This window comes from Vibrio phycocola (genome assembly GCF_054404255.1).
This window is the reverse complement of sequence record NZ_JBTAMQ010000002.1, coordinates 235766-251610: the sequence shown is the minus strand read 5'-3', so window position 1 is coordinate 251610 and position 15845 is coordinate 235766. Positions and strand designations below refer to the sequence as shown.

Sequence of the window (15845 nt, the reverse complement as noted above, 5' to 3'; positions counted from 1 at the left end):
TTGTAACTCATCGTGAGAGCTCAGTAAGTCATATTCTTTTTATCAAATATTAAAACTTAGTGAGCATAAATCGATTACTCAAGCAAATTGACAACGGCAGTGCGAAGAGTGCGGCGTGACGCTTGATCGGGTTCTATCGCAACTCCCGCTCTGAGCTCAATCTCCGCGCGAAATCGTTGTGGCAACCCTTTACAAGCTTTACCTTTGTATCGGCTAAAGTAGCTGCCCCAAAGCCCTTTTAGAGCTAAAGGCACCACAACGACGTTATTTTTCGCGATGAGTAAATCGATACCGCGCATAAATGGGCCGACCTCTCCATTAGGGGTGAGACGTCCTTCAGGAAAAATACAAACCAAATCACCATTATTCAATGCTTCTTCTACTTCTTCGAAAGCGGATTTTAGAGTTGTAGAATTTCTCGCACAAATTGGAATGACCCCCGCTTTTCTTAAAAACGAACGCAATAAAGGTAGGTTGGCATAGTCCGCTTCCATAACAAATCGAATCAAACGCGGCGAAGCGACATTTAATAGCAAAGCATCAATATAACTAACGTGGTTGCATATTAGCAACGTTCCGCCTTTCTCTGGGATATGTTGAAGGTTTGTAAAGCGGACACGATAAAAGATCCTTGCTAAGAGGGACAGAATAAAACGAACGGTGTAAATCGGTGCTCGATAGATTAGATAGCCGGCAACAACTAGGTTTAATACAGAGAGCAAGTAGAAAAGTTCGTTAATTTCCCACTGTAAAAGCGAGAGGACAACAATACCCAAAATCGCACTTGTCACCATAAATAATGCATTGTAGATATTAAGTGCGGCAATCACTTGAGCCCGTTCTGTTGGTTGAGCCCGTTTTTGCAAAAAGGCGTAGAGTGGGACAATAAACAGTCCTCCTGATACTCCGATCATCAGTAAATCAAAGAACATGGGCCATAGAGCCGTGTTGCTAATAAATTGTATAAATGAAGTTTCAATCGTCGATTGGGTTGGCGTGTGTTGAATCAAGAGAAAACCAAAAATAGAAATCATTAAGCTCGCCAAAGGTACAATCCCTAGCTCAACGCGTTTCATCGACAGTCGGTCACAGGCGAGTGATCCTAAGGCGATGCCAACTGAAAAAAGGGCGAGTAGGCTTGAAACCGCAGTTTCCCCACCGTTTAAGTAGAATTTGGTAAAGTTTGGAAATTGCGTTAAATAGGTCGCACCCATAAACCAAAACCAGCTAATTGAAAGAATGACGGTAAGAATCGTCGGGTCGCGGTGTGCGATAGCAAGTGTATTTTTGGTTTGAGATATTGGTCGCCAAACGAAAAGAAGAGAAGGGTTACTAGGCGCGGCGAGGGGTATTTGTCGGCTTGCCATATAGCCGACTAAAGAAAATATTATCACCGCGCTCGCGGCATAAAGGTGTGCATGATCCAGCGATGCGATAATTCCAGCGACAAGGGTTCCCAGTAAAATTGCTAAAAAGGTTCCCATTTCAACCAATGCATTTCCATGGACCAGTTCATTCGACTTAAGTTGTTGTGGGAGCAGTGCATATTTAACAGGGCCAAATAATGCCGATTGAGTGCCCATTAAAAAGAGTAAAAGCAGTAATAGCGAGTAGCTCTGAGTAATAAAGCCAACCGCTCCACAGCACATGATTGCAATTTCTAGCAGTTTCACTTTGCGAATAAAGCCACTTTTTTCATATTTGTCTGCCATTACTCCTGCGGTTGCAGAAAACAGGAAAAAAGGCAGGATAAAGAGACCTGCGGCAAGGTTGATATAGAGGTTACTGGAGATCGAAAGCTTATCAGCACTCGCAAAAGCGACAAATAATAAGAGGGTGTTCTTAAATATATTGTCGTTAAAAGCGCCGAAAAACTGCGTGGTAAAGTAAGGCAGAAAGCGGCGCTTCGTCAGCAAGGATGACATTTATGGTTGTTACCAATTCAGGAGGTATTGTGAGATGAGGTTATCGATCAGTTCATTACCATCAATTGGTTTGCTCGCAAAGAATTTATCATCAACACTAAGTAACGTAATGCCATGAACACCAGACCATAATACTCGGCTTGCTCGTAAGACTTCATCGTGGCTACGTTGCGGAGCAAGTGTTGCTAAAAGGTCTTCTAACATTCCGGTCATATTATCGATTCGTTCACTTTGCCATTCTGGCAGCGCCTCACCGTTCATATTATGTTCGAAAATCAGTTGCCAACGGTATGGATGAGCAAGAGCAAAGTTGTGATAACAGTGAGCAAGCTTTAATAATGCTTCACGAGGATCGGTGCAATTTTTGACTTGGCCTTGTGCTTCAGCGGATAGTTCGTCGAGCGTTTGAGCAACCGCATGAAGTAACAGTAGATTATAGCTACCAAACACATTGACTAAAGTGCTTGGTACATATCCGATCATTGATGCTAACTTACGCAAGCTTAGCTCGTGGTATGAGTTATAGCTCAAGAACAATTTTACTTGTTCAAGGGTAAGTTTAATTAACTCTTCTCTGGTGTGATCGTTTCGTCTGGCCATGATATTTTCAATCGTTAATGAACAACGTTCATTATTCTATAAAGGTACATTGATAACGTCAATTAAAAGCCAGCATTATCGCCTGCAATATTCTGAAACAAGTCTATTATCGTGTTCTTCTTGCAACAATGTAGGTAGTCGCTATGATAAAGTCGTAGTTAATTTTTCTACTAATGATGATTAAGGAATGACATGAAGCGTTTTGTTTCCCTCATGATGATACTGATGGTGTCGCTTGCCACAGTTCAAGTCGCGGAAGCCAAGAAGTTTGGCGGTGGTCTTAAATTAGGTAAATCGTTTAAAACGGCTCCTGCACCTAAAAATAGTGCAACCAATACCAGTTCAATCAATAAGCCAGGTGCGGCAGCGAATGGTTCAAAAAGTAAAGGACTAATGGGTGGTTTGCTCGGCGGTTTACTTGCTGGTGGTCTTTTAGCCGCGTTTTTTGGCGGTGCATTTGAAGGCATTCAATTTTTAGATATTCTGATTATGGGTGTGATTGCTTATATAGGATTTAAGTTTCTACGTAATATGCTTGCCGCAAAACAAGCGAGTATGAATGAGCAACAACCAGCATTCGGTGGAAACAATCCGGGTATGAATCGTCAGTCATTCGAACAAAATAATGCTCATAACTTTGAGCAACCAAGCGGTGGTTTTGGTGCAAAGGTCGACAGTGATGTGCCACATAACTATCCTCCAGGTTTTGATCAAGCTGCATTTATAAATGGTTCACGTGAGCATTATCGAATTATTCAAGGCGCATGGAATCACAATCAACTTGAAACTATTCGTGAGTATGTTTCAGAAAGTTTGTTTGATGACTTATCTGCTGAACGAGCCAAACTGGAAGGTGAGCAACATACCGATGTAATGTATGTAGATGCGGAAGTTGTGCGTGCTGACTACGATGCAAATCGTGCTCAGTTGAGCTTACAGTTCTCGGGTCGTTATCGTGATAACGTTGAAGCGATTGAAGAAGATATTGAAGATATTTGGCATCTAGAGCGTGACTTGAGCGTTGATAACGCACCATGGGTTATCGTGGGTATTCAAGGCTAACTCTTATTGCCCGTTACATCTTGATTGAAAAGCTCGAGTTTATTGCTCGAGCTTTTTTATTTGATTGTTTTGGTATTCAGATCGGCTGAATACTTACCATGCTTCCATGGTCGCGAGTTTGTCGAGGTACGGTGTAAGGTCGCCAATATGGCAATCCAACCATTCAGAGTTGTAATAGGTATCTAAGTAGCGCTCTCCACTGTCGCAAAGTAAGGTGACGATTGACCCTGTTTCTCCGCGCTGTTTCATCTCATACGCTAATTGAAGAGCCGCATAAAGGTTGGTTCCAGTCGATGGTCCGGCTTTTCGGCCAATTTTCTTTTCTAACCAATGAATCGTTGCAACACTTGCGGCATCATCGATTAATTGCATTTGATCTATTACACCGGGAATAAAGCTGGGTTCAACTCTTGGGCGCCCAATCCCTTCAATCTGGCTTGCTGTGTCGATTGTTACGGTATTATCGCCATGAGTGAAATAATCAAAAAACACTGAATGTTCACAGTCTGCCACACACAGCTTTGTATTGTGGCGACGATAACGGATGTAGCGTCCGAGTGTGGCTGAAGTGCCGCCAGTCCCCGCCGACATCACTAACCATGTAGGTATTGGAAAGCGTTCACATTGCATCTGATTAAAGATACTTTCGGCGATGTTACTATTTCCACGCCAGTCGGTTGCACGTTCAGCATAGGTGAATTGGTCCATATAGTGGCCGTTGAGATCATTCGCTAGCTGTTTTGCCGCTTGATAGATTTCTCCGGGCTGATCGATGAAGTGAGCAATGCCACCGTAGAACTCAATTTGTTCAATTTTTCTTTTTGCAGTCGATCGCGGCATAACGGCGTAAAAGGGCAATCCAAGCAGTTGAGCGAAATAGGCTTCCGAAAGCGCAGTACTGCCAGAGGATGATTCAACAATTGGAGTATTTGGGCCAATCCAGCCATTACAAATTCCATAAAGAAAGAGTGAACGGGCAAGGCGATGTTTTAACGACCCCGTGGGATGTGTACTTTCGTCTTTTAAATAGATATCGATATCAGCCAAGAAGGGCAGGTTGAGCTTAATTAAATGAGTGTCGGCTGAGCGCTGGTAATCGGCCTCTATTAGGCGAATTGCTTCGTCAGTCCATTGATGGTCATAGCACATGATGATGTTCCTAAATCTCGTTATGGCTAATAATTTATCTCTAATTACGGGGAAATGTTTTGCATTGTTTTTCATTATTTGGCAGTTTAATAGAAAAATTTTCTACAATGGTGAATGTATGGAGTTAGATCGAGTCGATAAAGCTTTACTGAAGTTACTTCAACAAGACAGTGCCATTTCTTTAAATGACTTAGCTGAATCGGTAAATTTAACCACTACGCCATGTTGGAAGCGGTTGAAGAAGCTTGAAGAAACTGGGGTGATCAAAAAGAGGGTGATGTTGCTCGATCCAGAAGCGATAGGACTGAGCTTTACCGCGTTTGTGATGATTCAGACAAGCGACCATTCCCATGAGTGGTATCGTCGTTTTGTAGACTCAGTGTCTGAATATGACGAAGTAATGGAATTCTATCGCATGGCGGGGGAGTACGATTACATGCTTAAAGTGATTGCTAAAGATATGCGGGATTTTGATGAGTTCTATAAAAAACTGGTGAATACGGTCGAGGGACTGAGCAAAGTCACCTCGACATTCGCAATGGAATCACTGAAATATACAACAGAACTTCCATTGTAACTGGTGAATCAGTTATCCGTTTTGGATGTGACGCATCACGCCTTCTTGCATCGCACTCGCAACAAGTTGACCTTGTTGGTTGAAAACCTCACCACGTACGAGTCCACGACCGTTAGTGGCTGACGGGCTTTCGATTGCAAACAACAACCATTCATCAATTTTGAATGGTCGATGGAACCAGATCGAATGATCGATGGTAGCGATTTGGAATTTCGGTGTCATGATTGTTACGCCATGTGGATGTAACGCTGTTGATAAAAATCCCCAATCTGAAGCATAACCTAAGAGATATTGGTGAATGAGTTGATCGTTTGGTAAATCCCCATTTGCTCTGATCCAAAGATATTGCTTAGGTTCGATTTTTTCGGGTTTAAGCGGGTTAACCACATATGTTGGTCTTACTTCTATCGCTTTTTCTCCACAAAGCGTATCGCGTAGTTTGGGAGGGAAAAAGTCCGCCATTTTTTGCCATAACTCTCGCTCAGACATCAGTGAATCAGGTGCGGGCGCTTGAGGCATACTCTTTTGATGTTCAAACCCTTCTTCTTCGCCTTGATATGATGCAGTTAGATAGAATATAGGGCGTCCATTTTGAATCGCCTTTACACGTCGGGTACTGAAACTACGGCCGTCTCGAAGGTTTTCTACATCATAGATAATCGGCTTTTCAGGGTCACCACGATGTAAAAAGTAGCTGTGAAAAGAATGAACTGTTCGCGACTCTTCAACGGTGTATCTCGCAGCAGAAAGGGCCTGGCCAATTACCTGACCACCATAAACTTGTGGCAAACCAATATGCTCGCTCTCGCCACGAAATAAGCCCTGTTCTAAACGTTCAAGTTGTAGTAGTTCCAGCAAATTATTTAATGGTTGGCTCATTGGTTCTCTCTAAAAATGGGTTATGAATAATATACGGTAACGTGTAATACGAGTATTATGCAATGCTTTTTGTATCGACAGCGATTGAATATGCAGTCACCAAATTAGGGGCGCCAGCGATAGATCCTCAGGCTGAGCTTTCCTGCACTATTCACATCAACACCTTCCGATAGCAGTAAAGAGCGTTGACGGACTAGATCTTCTCCCTTGAGAGAAATCATACCCTTGCTATTAACAACGCGATACCAAGGTAGTTTGCTGTCATTAGGCAGTTGGCCGAGCGCTTTTCCAACGTGCCGAGCATAGCCCGGATAGCCAGCCATGGTCGCGATTTCACCGTAAGTGGAAACCTGACCGACAGGAATTTGATAAATCACGGTATATATTTGGCTAAGGAATTCATTCATTAGTGATTTTTCCGACTATAATTGCAATATGATTTGTTTTGAACAGCACCATAGTTAATATTGAGTGTCTATAAATGAAGATGGTGTAACATGGAGATTGATGTATGGTAATACATCTCACTGTTACTGAGTACTATTGCAGGGGCGCAAACGCATATAAAAATGGTTAGATATATTACCTCAAGCTTAATTACTCTGTTGAGTTTGTGTTGGTTTATAGGAAGTGCATGGGCGCAAGTAGGTCCACAAAAAAGCAATAATGCCTCAACTCCAACCTATAGTGTGGCGGTAGAGGCCGATGATATTGTTAGTCGCGTGTTATTCGATGCCGCCGCGAATAAATTAAACTTTCACGTTAACTATCAAACTCATGCTAGTTTCAAAAGTATTTTAGATGCCGTCGAAGCAGGGACTGTAGATTTTGCCGCAAATGTGACCTATACCTCTGAGCGAGAAAACCGTTTTGATTTTTCTCATCCAACCAACATTGAATACACCTACTTGTTCTCAAAAGATGGTGCACGTTTCGATCAACTGAATCGAGTTGGTGTTCCCGCTGGGACAATTTATTCTGACTTAATTAATAAACACTATCCTCGCCTTCAGCAAGTTAGTTATGAAGGGGGCGGTAAAGCGTTAGAACTACTTAATTCAGGCGCAGTAGACGGTGTTCTTGATGCCATCAATCAGTTGAAACCAATGATTAGTGCTGGTTATCAAGCCACGTTGTTGAATGACTACTTGCCTATTCAGCCTGTCTCTATTGTGACGACGAAGCACGCTAATGCTGATATGTTGGAGAAACTTGAAACGTTTTTTCATTCAGCAGAAATGCAAAAGACACTCAGTAAATCGATACAGCTCTATCAGCTTGATATTCGTCGACAAGCTCTCAGAGCCAAAATGGAAGAGAGCAGTATCGATCGGAATAAAGTGTTCCAAATTAAATTGGAAAATGGCGGCCAATATGTTCAGTACCACGAAAATGGATCCGTGACCGGAATCAGCGCTGATATTGTGTTGGGCACCTGCGATATTCTGGCGATTCGCTGCGACATTGTAAGTGATGCCAATGAACCTTGGTCTAGCATGTATCAAGACATACTCGATAATAAGATCGATATGCTGGCCCCGATTATTATATCGGAAGAGCGCTCAGCCCTCATGTATTTTAGTGACCCTTACTATGAAATATCCGCGATTTTAGCAAAACGTAAAGGGTACAAGCACAATGTTTATAACAATGTGTCTGAACTCATTGTGGAGAAAATTGGTGTCGTTAGGGATGACTATTATCAGCACTTGTTAGAAAAAATGCTTCCGAACATAGAACTCTATACCTTCGAAACTCAGCATGAATTGATGGAAGGTTTGTTCAACAAAGAAGTGGATTACATCGCTTATTCAAATACATTTTTTTCAACCTTGCTAAGCGAATCTGAAGAGCTTCTAGATATTGAAGAAGACAAACAGGTCGGTTATTTCAACACTAACGAAGTTGCCGTCGCCTTCCCACGTACAGAAGATGGTTTGGCTTTAGCACAGCTGTTTTCAAGTGCAATGAGCATTCTCAATATTAACCAAATTGTGACTCGTTACAATATCCATCCAAATTGGCGAGAGCAACTTTTGCTAGAGAAGAAAGTTAAACGTCAGGAAATACTTCTTTTGCTCGGTGCACTATTGTTGCTTGCAATGCTTGTAACCTATTTTCATATTCAATCAAATACCGACGGACTAACGAAATTACGCAATCGACGCTCGCTGTATCGCCGATATTCTCGTGGAGTTTCACCTCGGGTGACTTTTGTTTATTTAGATGTGAACAATTTTAAACAGATAAATGATGCAAATGGCCATGATACCGGTGATAAGGTATTAATGCAGCTCACCGAAAAAATTAAAGCTCATTGGAAAGGAAGGAGTTATCGCATTGGTGGTGATGAATTTATTCTGACGGATGTGATCAGCGAAGATGACTTAAAACAAATACTGTCAAATTTGGAATGCTTTGCTTTTAACGATCCAACAAAGAGTAAGAATTTTGATATTTCCGTTTCAGTGGGTATTTCGTCGCCTCGTCGTGTATCAACGTCATTGGAAGAAGTGCTGCATCTTGCAGATGTCGAAATGTACCGAAAGAAGAGAGAGCGCAGGAATAACGCAATTAATACGTAACTTAGTGTGTATCTTTTTCGCTATGGGAGAGTGTTTACACTAATAACGGTCAAGCTTTAAGCGCTTGATTCTCACAAGCAACAAATTCTTATCCTGTTGCTTGCATTCGCCATAGGGATGATTGATAATCAGCGTCTCTTTCGACACGTAAGTGCTGAAATGAAAAAATCTATGGAGGCCCTGGTCCTCCCGCAACACTAGTTTGTGAACCTGGTCAGATCCGGAAGGAAGCAGCCACAGCAGATGACGTGTGTGCCGGGATGTGGCTGGGGCTTCCACCCATCTGACGCATACTAATTTCCCAAGCCATCAACACTGAATTAATACTATCGATTCCTTATGGAACAATAGGTATTAGACTTCTTGTTTATTCCTTTTATCCACTTTTCTACATAGTGTTTGATCATTACTCGTTAAGAATAATCTACTTATTGTGACAATATAGTTGTCTCGAAAAGCTTGATGTATAGCTGTATACAGGTTAAGTTATTTCAATGTTGCCTTACATTGGAATGTTTTAACCATGCAAAATAAGAAGTTGACCACTTCCATTCTCGCTTGGCAGGTCGTAATCATTATTAGCCTCTTAGTTGCGGGGTATTTTCTTGTACAGAATATCCAGTTAAACCTTAGTGCTGTCGGAATTAAACCCTCATTTTTGTTTTTGGACTCAAGTGCAGGCTTTAATATTAGTGAAAGCATCATTCCAGTGACATCTTCAGATTCATACTACCGCGTTTTATTTGCCGGCTTCTTAAATACTATTTTATTGTCGATTGTTTGTATTGTTGGCGCGACTCTCGTCGGAGTCTGTGTGGGTATTTTAAGAACCAGTTCGCATTGGTTAGGTTCGAAGGTTGCCGGTTTCTATATTGAGATAATGCGGAATTTACCTAAGCTCTTAATTCTACTGGCGCTCTATCTTGCTGTTATCAATACACTTCCAACAATACGTGAAAACTGGGTGTTTTTTTCAAATATCCACATTTCCAATCGCTCAATTAATTTTCCTATTCTCGAATGGGGCAATGGTTTTATTTTTCTCTTATGTCTTATTTCAGTTTGGTTCTTTGGCTTGTTGGTTGCTCGCCGAATTGCGAAGAAAACGTTAGATAAAACAGGAAGAATGTATCCTACGTTTTGGCCTTCGATCGTTGTTTTAATGACGGTGTTTGGTTTGGCAATCCTAGTGTTTGATGTTCACTTTTCCATCTCATATCCAGTCTTTAAAGGGTTTGATTTTACCGGTGGAGGGCGGATTTCGATTCAGTTTCTAGTGTTGTGGTTAGCACTCAGTCTGTATCACGGCGGGCAAGTTGCGGAGCTGGTTCGAGGTGCAATAGAGGCTGTACCGAAAGGGCAATTTGAAGCTGCGAAAGCATCCGGGTTGGGGTATACCAAGATGATGCGATTGGTCATTTTGCCGCAATCGTTGCGAATTATTATTCCGCCAATGGGTAATCAATATTTAAATATCTCAAAAAATACGTCTATAGCGCTTGCTGTGGGGTATTCAGATTTAGTGTCAGTGATGACGACGTCAATTAATCAAACGTTTCGCCCAATCGAGTTAATGACGATCACTATGCTTACCTACTTGTTTATTAACTTGGTTGTTTCGTCGTTATTAAATCGATACAACAGTCGCATTAACTTGAACTCATAGTGATGATCATGAATACAGCTTTCATAGAGACAGTGCACAAGCGTCTATTTAACGGAATAAGAGACACAATCATTACGCTTATTATTGGCGGCATTGCTGTTTTTCTTATTTCAATTATGTTTGATTGGTTATTTTTTAGCGCCGTTTCACCGTGGGCAAGCGGTGAAGTATGCAAGATAAATTCAGGAGCATGTTGGCCTTTTTTAAAAGAAAAGCTTCGGCTAATCCTTTTTGGTACGTACCCATTTGACCAACATGTTAGGCCTCTTTTAGCCAGCATTTTATTACTTACTTCAGTAGGAATCAGCATGGTTCCTAAGTTTCAAAAAGTGGGTTTAATCTATTTCTGGATAATGGTTGGCGCTCTGTATTTATACCTCATGCGTGGCGGCATTCTGGGCTTGGAATATGTTCAACCTCAACACTGGAATGGGTTACCGATTCTGCTTATGTTGGCGTTGTTCGGCCTAGTGTTTGCCTTTCCTTTGGGAATCGTATTAGCCCTATGTCGTTTTCAAAATACCATTCCAGTTTTAAAAGGGTTGGCGACACTTTATATCGAGATTATTAGGGGCGTACCAATGATCATGGTGCTGTTTCTCGGTGTATTTATTTTGCCACTTATGATGCCGGTGGGAATAACACTTGATCCATTGGTCACCACCATGATTGCTCTCGTTTTCTTTCACTCTGCCTACTTTGCTGAAGCGGTTCGCGGAGGACTCCAATCTGTCGCTAAAGGTCAACATGAAGCCGCAGACAGTCAGGGGCTAAATTACGTTCAAAAGATAAGATTTATTATATTGCCACAAGCATTAAAGAAATCACTGCCGGGGATAATGAATACGGTTCTTGGTGCTTATAAAGACACATCTCTCGTCGTCATAATTGGTATTCACGACATTATGGCAACCTCAAAAATGGCGTTTAGTGATCCGCTTTGGCAGAACTATGGGTTAGAAGCTTACATGTTAGTAGGCATCTGGTATCTCGTCACATGTTGGATCCTATCGTCTTATAGCCGATGGTTAGAAAAAAGATCGTCGCAATAGTCGTTGGTTTTTGTTTATTAAAAGGAAGTTAAAAATGGAAAAAACAATATCTTATATCACCACAGCCTGTGTTTCATTATTAGCAGCAAGTAATGTTAGTGCAGGTGTCACGATGGATGAAATCAAAAAAGAAGACAGCTTGATCTGTCTGGTGAATACAAACTCGCCTGGTTTCTCTGTACCAGATAGCAAGGGCGTGTATCAGGGCTTTAACACTGATTTTTGTCGCATGGCTTCGGCTGCAATATTAGGGGATGCCGAGAAAGCCGATATTCGCGGTATTGGCTTCTCGGATAGCATGAAGACCATTGTGGCAAAGAAAGCACATCTTGCCTCTCGTAGTATTACTCGCACAGGTACACGTGATGCAAACCCTGGCATGAGCTTTGTCGCTACGACTTTCTATGATGGTCAAGGTTTCTTGATCCCGAAAAAACTGGGTGTGACATCGGCTTCTGAATTAAGCGGTGCAACGGTTTGTGCTGAAGAAGGCTCAACAACGCTTTTAAATATCGCGGATTGGTTTGGTGATCGAAACATCGAATATCGTATCGAAAACATCGCCGATAAAACTGCTCGCTTGCAGGCGTTTTATACGGGTAAATGTGATGTTCTCGCAAGCGATAGAACTGCGCTGAACTCTGACCGACTATTGGCTGATAACCCTGACGATTACATGGTTCTTCCAGAGGTGATATCAAACGAACCTTTAACTCTTGTCACGCAACCTGACCAAGCATTAGAAAGCGCTGTTTATTGGGGCTTTCAAGTCATGCTAAATGCTGAAAAATTAGGGGTTACCTCTGAAAATATAGACCAAATCATGGCGGATATTGAGAATCAACCGAAAGCCGTTAAACGTTTATTCAGTAATAAATCTGCGGCGGGCGAAATGGGTGCTCAAATCGGTTTGTCAGAAAATTGGAGCTACAACATTATCAAACAAGTTGGCAACTATGCAGAAGTGTACAATCGTCACCTTGGTCCTAGCACAACATTTGGAATGGATCGTGTGGGGACGAACAACGCGTTAAGCTCTGAAGGCGGCTTAATGTACCCTAGTCCAATTCGATAAATCAGACAGTTAAGGGGTAATTATATGAAAGGTAAAGACATTATGCCTAGTGCCCCGATAACGTTTGTCGGGCTCACTATCGAGAAGCACCCAGAGCACGGGAAGATATTTATGACCAGTTTCCCTGGGCTTGAAATTGCTGTTGATGGTGAGTCCTATATTCATCCCATTGAGATGGATGATGTGTTGAACACGCTGGCTGAAAATTCCGTCAAGATGATCGTTATCCTGACGAGCAGCAGTGAGTTGCCGCCAAACGCAATGTGTGAATTGCTCCAAGTAACAGAAAAGCTAGAGATTGAAGTCGTGAACTTACCTGTTCAGGATTTTAGTATTCCTGATGAAGAAGGAGAGGCGCTTTGGATTGATTTAAGAACCAGAGTTCACACCATCCTCTCACAAGGAAGCTCGATCAGTCTGAGCTGCTTATCGGGGAAAGGTCGTTCGGGAACATTCGCGGCAAGAGTGTTGCACGAAACTGGAATGGACCCGACCGAAGCGATTAATTTCGTTCGGAGCAACGAAGCCGACGCCATCGAAACAGCCGAGCAAGAGAGTTGGGTAGGTAAAGAGTTATTCGCAAGAGTACTCTGTAAGGGTAAAGGTAAGGGTAAGGGTAAATGAAAACAACATGATTAAAATTAATGAATTGAATAAGTGGTACGATGATTATCACGCTTTGAAAAACATTAACCTTGAAGTGAAAGAAGGCGAGCGAGTCGTGATTTGTGGGCCTTCAGGTTCTGGAAAATCGACACTTATTCGCTGTATTAATGCGTTGGAAACTCATGAAAGCGGCTTAGTGGAATTCAATGGTACTGCGGTGAATTCTGAATCGAAAAATATTCATCAAATACGACAAGAAGTCGGTATGGTTTTCCAGCAGTTTAATCTTTACCCTCACTTATCGGTGCTAGAAAACTGCACGCTTGCGCAAATCTGGGTCAGAAAAATCCCTAAACAACAGGCAATTGAAAGGGCAATGTTTTATTTGGAACGAGTGAAAATTGCTGATCAGGCGTTAAAAATGCCTAATCAACTTTCTGGTGGACAGCAACAGCGTGTTGCCATTGCTCGCACTCTTTGTATGGAACCCAAAGTGATATTGTTTGATGAACCAACTTCTGCGCTTGATCCAGAAATGATTCAAGAAGTCTTGGATGTAATGATTAGTCTAGCCGAAGAGAAAATAACAATGATGTGTGTGACGCATGAAATGGGCTTTGCAAAACGTGCATCAGACAGAGTTATTTTTATGGATGCAGGGGAGATCATCGAAGAAAACACACCTAATGAGCTATTCGAAAACCCTAAGCATGAAAGAACACGTAAATTTTTGGGGCAAGTTTTCTCACATTAAAGGCATAACATATATGACGAAAATACTATTTATTTGCTCTGGAAATACTTGTCGCTCACCAATGGCAGAGGCAATCGCTATCCAACTTGCAGCAGAAAAAGAGCTAGAAATAAGCGTTTTTTCTGCTGGTACTTCGGCAGAAACCAGTAAGGATATTACTCCAGAGGCAGGTCAAGCGTTAACCAACTTGAATGTTGCCTATGATCACAAAAGTAAAAGGCTTACAACTGAGCACTTATTTAATGCTGATGTTGTTTTTGCTATGGAACGAAAACACATCAATATAGTTAATAGTATGCTAGACGCTACCGACCATGCACTCGACATGCACCCAAAAGTATTATTACTTAATGGCCCTTTTGATATCGCCGACCCAATAGGGAAAGGGTATGACATTTATCTCGGTCTTGCGGTTAAGTTAAAAGATCTTATTGGTTATAAATTAAATAAAATGGATGAATTTTTAATTAGTTAGTCTATGAGTTTTCTGCTTATAAAAGATAACTAAAATGTATTTTTATAACGACTACCTTATAATAAATACTTAAGGGCTTTGTTTGATTTAACTAGCATAAATAACAATATTTAAAGCCAATTATTAACTAGTGGAGCACCGATAGGACGCGTTCCTTCTCTGTGAGATATAAATGAATAAGCAAAATCTCGATTCAATTTGCGATGAGATACGACGGCGTATTTGCACTGGTGAAATAGCCGGTGGGAGTGTGATACACGAGAATACTTTAGGTAAGGAATTTGGTCTCAGCAGAACGCCGATTAGGCAGGTTTTGCATAAATTGGTGATTCAGCACTTTATAGAAACGAAGACGGGTGTCGGCTCCGTTGTTGTAGAAAACGATCGCTTTGATTTAGAAAAGGACATGAAAACTTGCCAAGGTTTGCTCTCTATTTCGAATAAAGAGACCGACATACCTTTAGGAGTGAATGATCAGGTCACCTTGGCTGGGCTTATTGTTTTACTCAATTCCTTACGCGAGAAACCTTCTCTATCATTATATTGGGATATCGCTTATCAATTTAACAATTTGATTTCTTCTCATATCGATCACGACCTCATTTCTGATAGCTACAATTTAATTAGTTTTCGTATATATAGGCATGTTATTTATCGAAATGAGAATCGTCTTGATGTTCTCATCGACAATCTTGAAAAAGAGCTCGTTTTAGCGAATGCGTGTAAAACCTCGAATGAACTTCTCACTGAAAAATTCGAATCGATTTCAAGGTTAAAAAAAATAATGATGTTTGAGCCTCGTTGAAAATATGATCAGACTGGGTTTATTCGTTGTTTAAATCGTTTTAATTGCATTTCTATCATTATTACATGCAGTGACTGGTACCGGGGAATCGGTTTCCTCACTGCCATTTTTTCTAAGGGTTATTCTTCTTCTCCAACATATCCCACAGGTACTTATCACACATAACGTAACTCACAAATATCTCAGAGCTTATTCTCAACTCTGAAACAGCTATTTATCCTGTAAATAGTTATGCTTGATCGCGTCTATCGTAAGCGTACTGGAGAGTTGCAAAATGAAAGTTTGGGCGATGTTTCTTCATTGTTTACTTCTTTGTTCAGTTCTGATTCCCGTAACTGCGGCCACACACCAAGAGCAAAAGGCGATCGATCTTGCTATTGTTCTCAATCAAAACCTTGCTCCAGAAGAGTTAGTTGTTCTTTTAATGGAACAAAAACCAGAACTATCTGAAGATATTCTGGCAAGCTTGATTGAAACTTATCCCAACAATGCCACGACGATTGCACAAGCCGCTATCTTAGCTGCGCCAGCCGAACAGATGGAAGCGCTTATCTCTGTTGCTATCAACACAAAAATCGATCCTTCCGTTATTGTTCCTGTTACTGCAGCGGGAGATTCAAAATAGTCAGCGTTAT

16 protein-coding genes and 1 other RNA gene are annotated in these 15845 nt (G+C 41.5%); 12 read left to right on the top strand and 5 right to left on the bottom strand.

What is annotated here, in order from left to right; translation table 11 throughout:
- Nucleotides 1-74: 74 nt before the first annotated feature.
- Both ACXJY6_RS04740 and ACXJY6_RS04735 read right to left on the bottom strand, forming a co-directional pair.
- Entirely contained in the window at nucleotides 75-1925 is a 1851-nt protein-coding gene (locus tag ACXJY6_RS04740; RefSeq protein ID WP_458767566.1) for an MFS transporter, read from the bottom strand.
- Nucleotides 1926-1934: 9 nt separating this feature from the next.
- On the bottom strand, nucleotides 1935-2525 hold the full coding sequence (locus tag ACXJY6_RS04735) for a TetR/AcrR family transcriptional regulator (RefSeq protein ID WP_456051039.1): 591 nt from the start codon (nucleotides 2523-2525) through the stop codon (nucleotides 1935-1937).
- 192 nt (nucleotides 2526-2717) lie between these two features.
- Here ACXJY6_RS04735 and ACXJY6_RS04730 point away from each other — a divergent pair, with 192 nt between their 5' ends.
- Nucleotides 2718-3587, top strand: a complete 870-nt coding sequence (locus ACXJY6_RS04730) for a Tim44 domain-containing protein (RefSeq protein WP_458767565.1) — start codon at nucleotides 2718-2720, stop codon at nucleotides 3585-3587.
- A 93-nt stretch (nucleotides 3588-3680) separates the two neighbouring features.
- Here ACXJY6_RS04730 and ACXJY6_RS04725 read toward each other — a convergent pair whose 3' ends face one another.
- The gene (locus tag ACXJY6_RS04725) at nucleotides 3681-4736 is read right to left on the bottom strand and encodes a PLP-dependent cysteine synthase family protein (protein ID WP_458767564.1); all 1056 of its coding nucleotides are present in this window, start codon (nucleotides 4734-4736) and stop codon (nucleotides 3681-3683) included.
- Nucleotides 4737-4854: 118 nt separating this feature from the next.
- On the opposite strand from ACXJY6_RS04725, the gene ACXJY6_RS04720 reads away from it, so the two are divergent.
- Nucleotides 4855-5313, top strand: coding sequence for an Lrp/AsnC family transcriptional regulator (locus tag ACXJY6_RS04720; RefSeq protein WP_456051042.1), 459 nt, complete (start codon nucleotides 4855-4857; stop codon nucleotides 5311-5313).
- 12 nt (nucleotides 5314-5325) lie between these two features.
- On the opposite strand, the gene tesB is transcribed toward ACXJY6_RS04720, so the two are convergent.
- Both tesB and ACXJY6_RS04710 read right to left on the bottom strand, forming a co-directional pair.
- The gene (gene tesB / locus ACXJY6_RS04715) at nucleotides 5326-6192 is read right to left on the bottom strand and encodes an acyl-CoA thioesterase II (protein ID WP_456051043.1); all 867 of its coding nucleotides are present in this window, start codon (nucleotides 6190-6192) and stop codon (nucleotides 5326-5328) included.
- 104 nt (nucleotides 6193-6296) lie between these two features.
- Nucleotides 6297-6599: an MGMT family protein gene (locus ACXJY6_RS04710; protein ID WP_458767563.1), complete on the bottom strand. Its 303-nt coding sequence runs from the start codon at nucleotides 6597-6599 to the stop codon at nucleotides 6297-6299.
- Nucleotides 6600-6761: 162 nt separating this feature from the next.
- On the opposite strand from ACXJY6_RS04710, the gene ACXJY6_RS04705 reads away from it, so the two are divergent.
- From ACXJY6_RS04705 to ACXJY6_RS04660, 10 genes are all read left to right on the top strand, one after another.
- A complete protein-coding gene (locus tag ACXJY6_RS04705) occupies nucleotides 6762-8777 on the top strand; it encodes a GGDEF domain-containing protein (RefSeq protein ID WP_458767562.1) in 2016 nt (671 codons plus the stop codon).
- A gap of 178 nt (nucleotides 8778-8955) precedes the next feature.
- An RNA gene (gene ffs, locus ACXJY6_RS04700) (signal recognition particle sRNA small type) lies at nucleotides 8956-9052 on the top strand.
- Nucleotides 9053-9300: 248 nt separating this feature from the next.
- Complete coding sequence (locus ACXJY6_RS04695) at nucleotides 9301-10443, top strand: amino acid ABC transporter permease (protein ID WP_458767561.1); 1143 nt, start codon at nucleotides 9301-9303, stop codon at nucleotides 10441-10443.
- A gap of 8 nt (nucleotides 10444-10451) precedes the next feature.
- Nucleotides 10452-11495: an amino acid ABC transporter permease gene (locus tag ACXJY6_RS04690; RefSeq protein ID WP_458767560.1), complete on the top strand. Its 1044-nt coding sequence runs from the start codon at nucleotides 10452-10454 to the stop codon at nucleotides 11493-11495.
- A gap of 34 nt (nucleotides 11496-11529) precedes the next feature.
- Nucleotides 11530-12570: a type 2 periplasmic-binding domain-containing protein gene (locus tag ACXJY6_RS04685; protein ID WP_458767559.1), complete on the top strand. Its 1041-nt coding sequence runs from the start codon at nucleotides 11530-11532 to the stop codon at nucleotides 12568-12570.
- Nucleotides 12571-12594: 24 nt separating this feature from the next.
- The gene (locus tag ACXJY6_RS04680) at nucleotides 12595-13194 is read left to right on the top strand and encodes a protein-tyrosine phosphatase family protein (protein WP_458767558.1); all 600 of its coding nucleotides are present in this window, start codon (nucleotides 12595-12597) and stop codon (nucleotides 13192-13194) included.
- A gap of 7 nt (nucleotides 13195-13201) precedes the next feature.
- Entirely contained in the window at nucleotides 13202-13930 is a 729-nt protein-coding gene (locus ACXJY6_RS04675) for an amino acid ABC transporter ATP-binding protein (RefSeq protein WP_456051050.1), read from the top strand.
- 13 nt (nucleotides 13931-13943) lie between these two features.
- Nucleotides 13944-14405 (top strand): arsenate reductase/protein-tyrosine-phosphatase family protein, encoded by a 462-nt coding sequence (locus ACXJY6_RS04670; RefSeq protein ID WP_458767557.1) that lies wholly within the window; start codon nucleotides 13944-13946, stop codon nucleotides 14403-14405.
- Nucleotides 14406-14577: 172 nt separating this feature from the next.
- Complete coding sequence (locus ACXJY6_RS04665) at nucleotides 14578-15210, top strand: GntR family transcriptional regulator (protein ID WP_458767556.1); 633 nt, start codon at nucleotides 14578-14580, stop codon at nucleotides 15208-15210.
- A 274-nt stretch (nucleotides 15211-15484) separates the two neighbouring features.
- Nucleotides 15485-15835, top strand: coding sequence for a hypothetical protein (locus tag ACXJY6_RS04660; protein ID WP_458767555.1), 351 nt, complete (start codon nucleotides 15485-15487; stop codon nucleotides 15833-15835).
- Nucleotides 15836-15845 lie beyond the last annotated feature (10 nt).

Coding starts and splice junctions, on each gene's coding strand:
- ACXJY6_RS04740 (WP_458767566.1), bottom strand. CDS start 1,925: ATGTCATCCTTGCTGACGAAGCGCCGCTTTCTGCCTTACTTTACCACG.
- ACXJY6_RS04725 (WP_458767564.1), bottom strand. CDS start 4,736: ATGTGCTATGACCATCAATGGACTGACGAAGCAATTCGCCTAATAGAG.
- ACXJY6_RS04680 (WP_458767558.1), top strand. CDS start 12,595: ATGAAAGGTAAAGACATTATGCCTAGTGCCCCGATAACGTTTGTCGGG.
- ACXJY6_RS04720 (WP_456051042.1), top strand. CDS start 4,855: ATGGAGTTAGATCGAGTCGATAAAGCTTTACTGAAGTTACTTCAACAA.
- ACXJY6_RS04705 (WP_458767562.1), top strand. CDS start 6,762: ATGGTTAGATATATTACCTCAAGCTTAATTACTCTGTTGAGTTTGTGT.
- ACXJY6_RS04685 (WP_458767559.1), top strand. CDS start 11,530: ATGGAAAAAACAATATCTTATATCACCACAGCCTGTGTTTCATTATTA.
- ACXJY6_RS04730 (WP_458767565.1), top strand. CDS start 2,718: ATGAAGCGTTTTGTTTCCCTCATGATGATACTGATGGTGTCGCTTGCC.
- tesB (WP_456051043.1), bottom strand. CDS start 6,192: ATGAGCCAACCATTAAATAATTTGCTGGAACTACTACAACTTGAACGT.
- ACXJY6_RS04710 (WP_458767563.1), bottom strand. CDS start 6,599: ATGAATGAATTCCTTAGCCAAATATATACCGTGATTTATCAAATTCCT.
- ACXJY6_RS04735 (WP_456051039.1), bottom strand. CDS start 2,525: ATGGCCAGACGAAACGATCACACCAGAGAAGAGTTAATTAAACTTACC.
- ACXJY6_RS04670 (WP_458767557.1), top strand. CDS start 13,944: ATGACGAAAATACTATTTATTTGCTCTGGAAATACTTGTCGCTCACCA.
- ACXJY6_RS04695 (WP_458767561.1), top strand. CDS start 9,301: ATGCAAAATAAGAAGTTGACCACTTCCATTCTCGCTTGGCAGGTCGTA.
- ACXJY6_RS04665 (WP_458767556.1), top strand. CDS start 14,578: ATGAATAAGCAAAATCTCGATTCAATTTGCGATGAGATACGACGGCGT.
- ACXJY6_RS04675 (WP_456051050.1), top strand. CDS start 13,202: ATGATTAAAATTAATGAATTGAATAAGTGGTACGATGATTATCACGCT.
- ACXJY6_RS04660 (WP_458767555.1), top strand. CDS start 15,485: ATGAAAGTTTGGGCGATGTTTCTTCATTGTTTACTTCTTTGTTCAGTT.
- ACXJY6_RS04690 (WP_458767560.1), top strand. CDS start 10,452: ATGAATACAGCTTTCATAGAGACAGTGCACAAGCGTCTATTTAACGGA.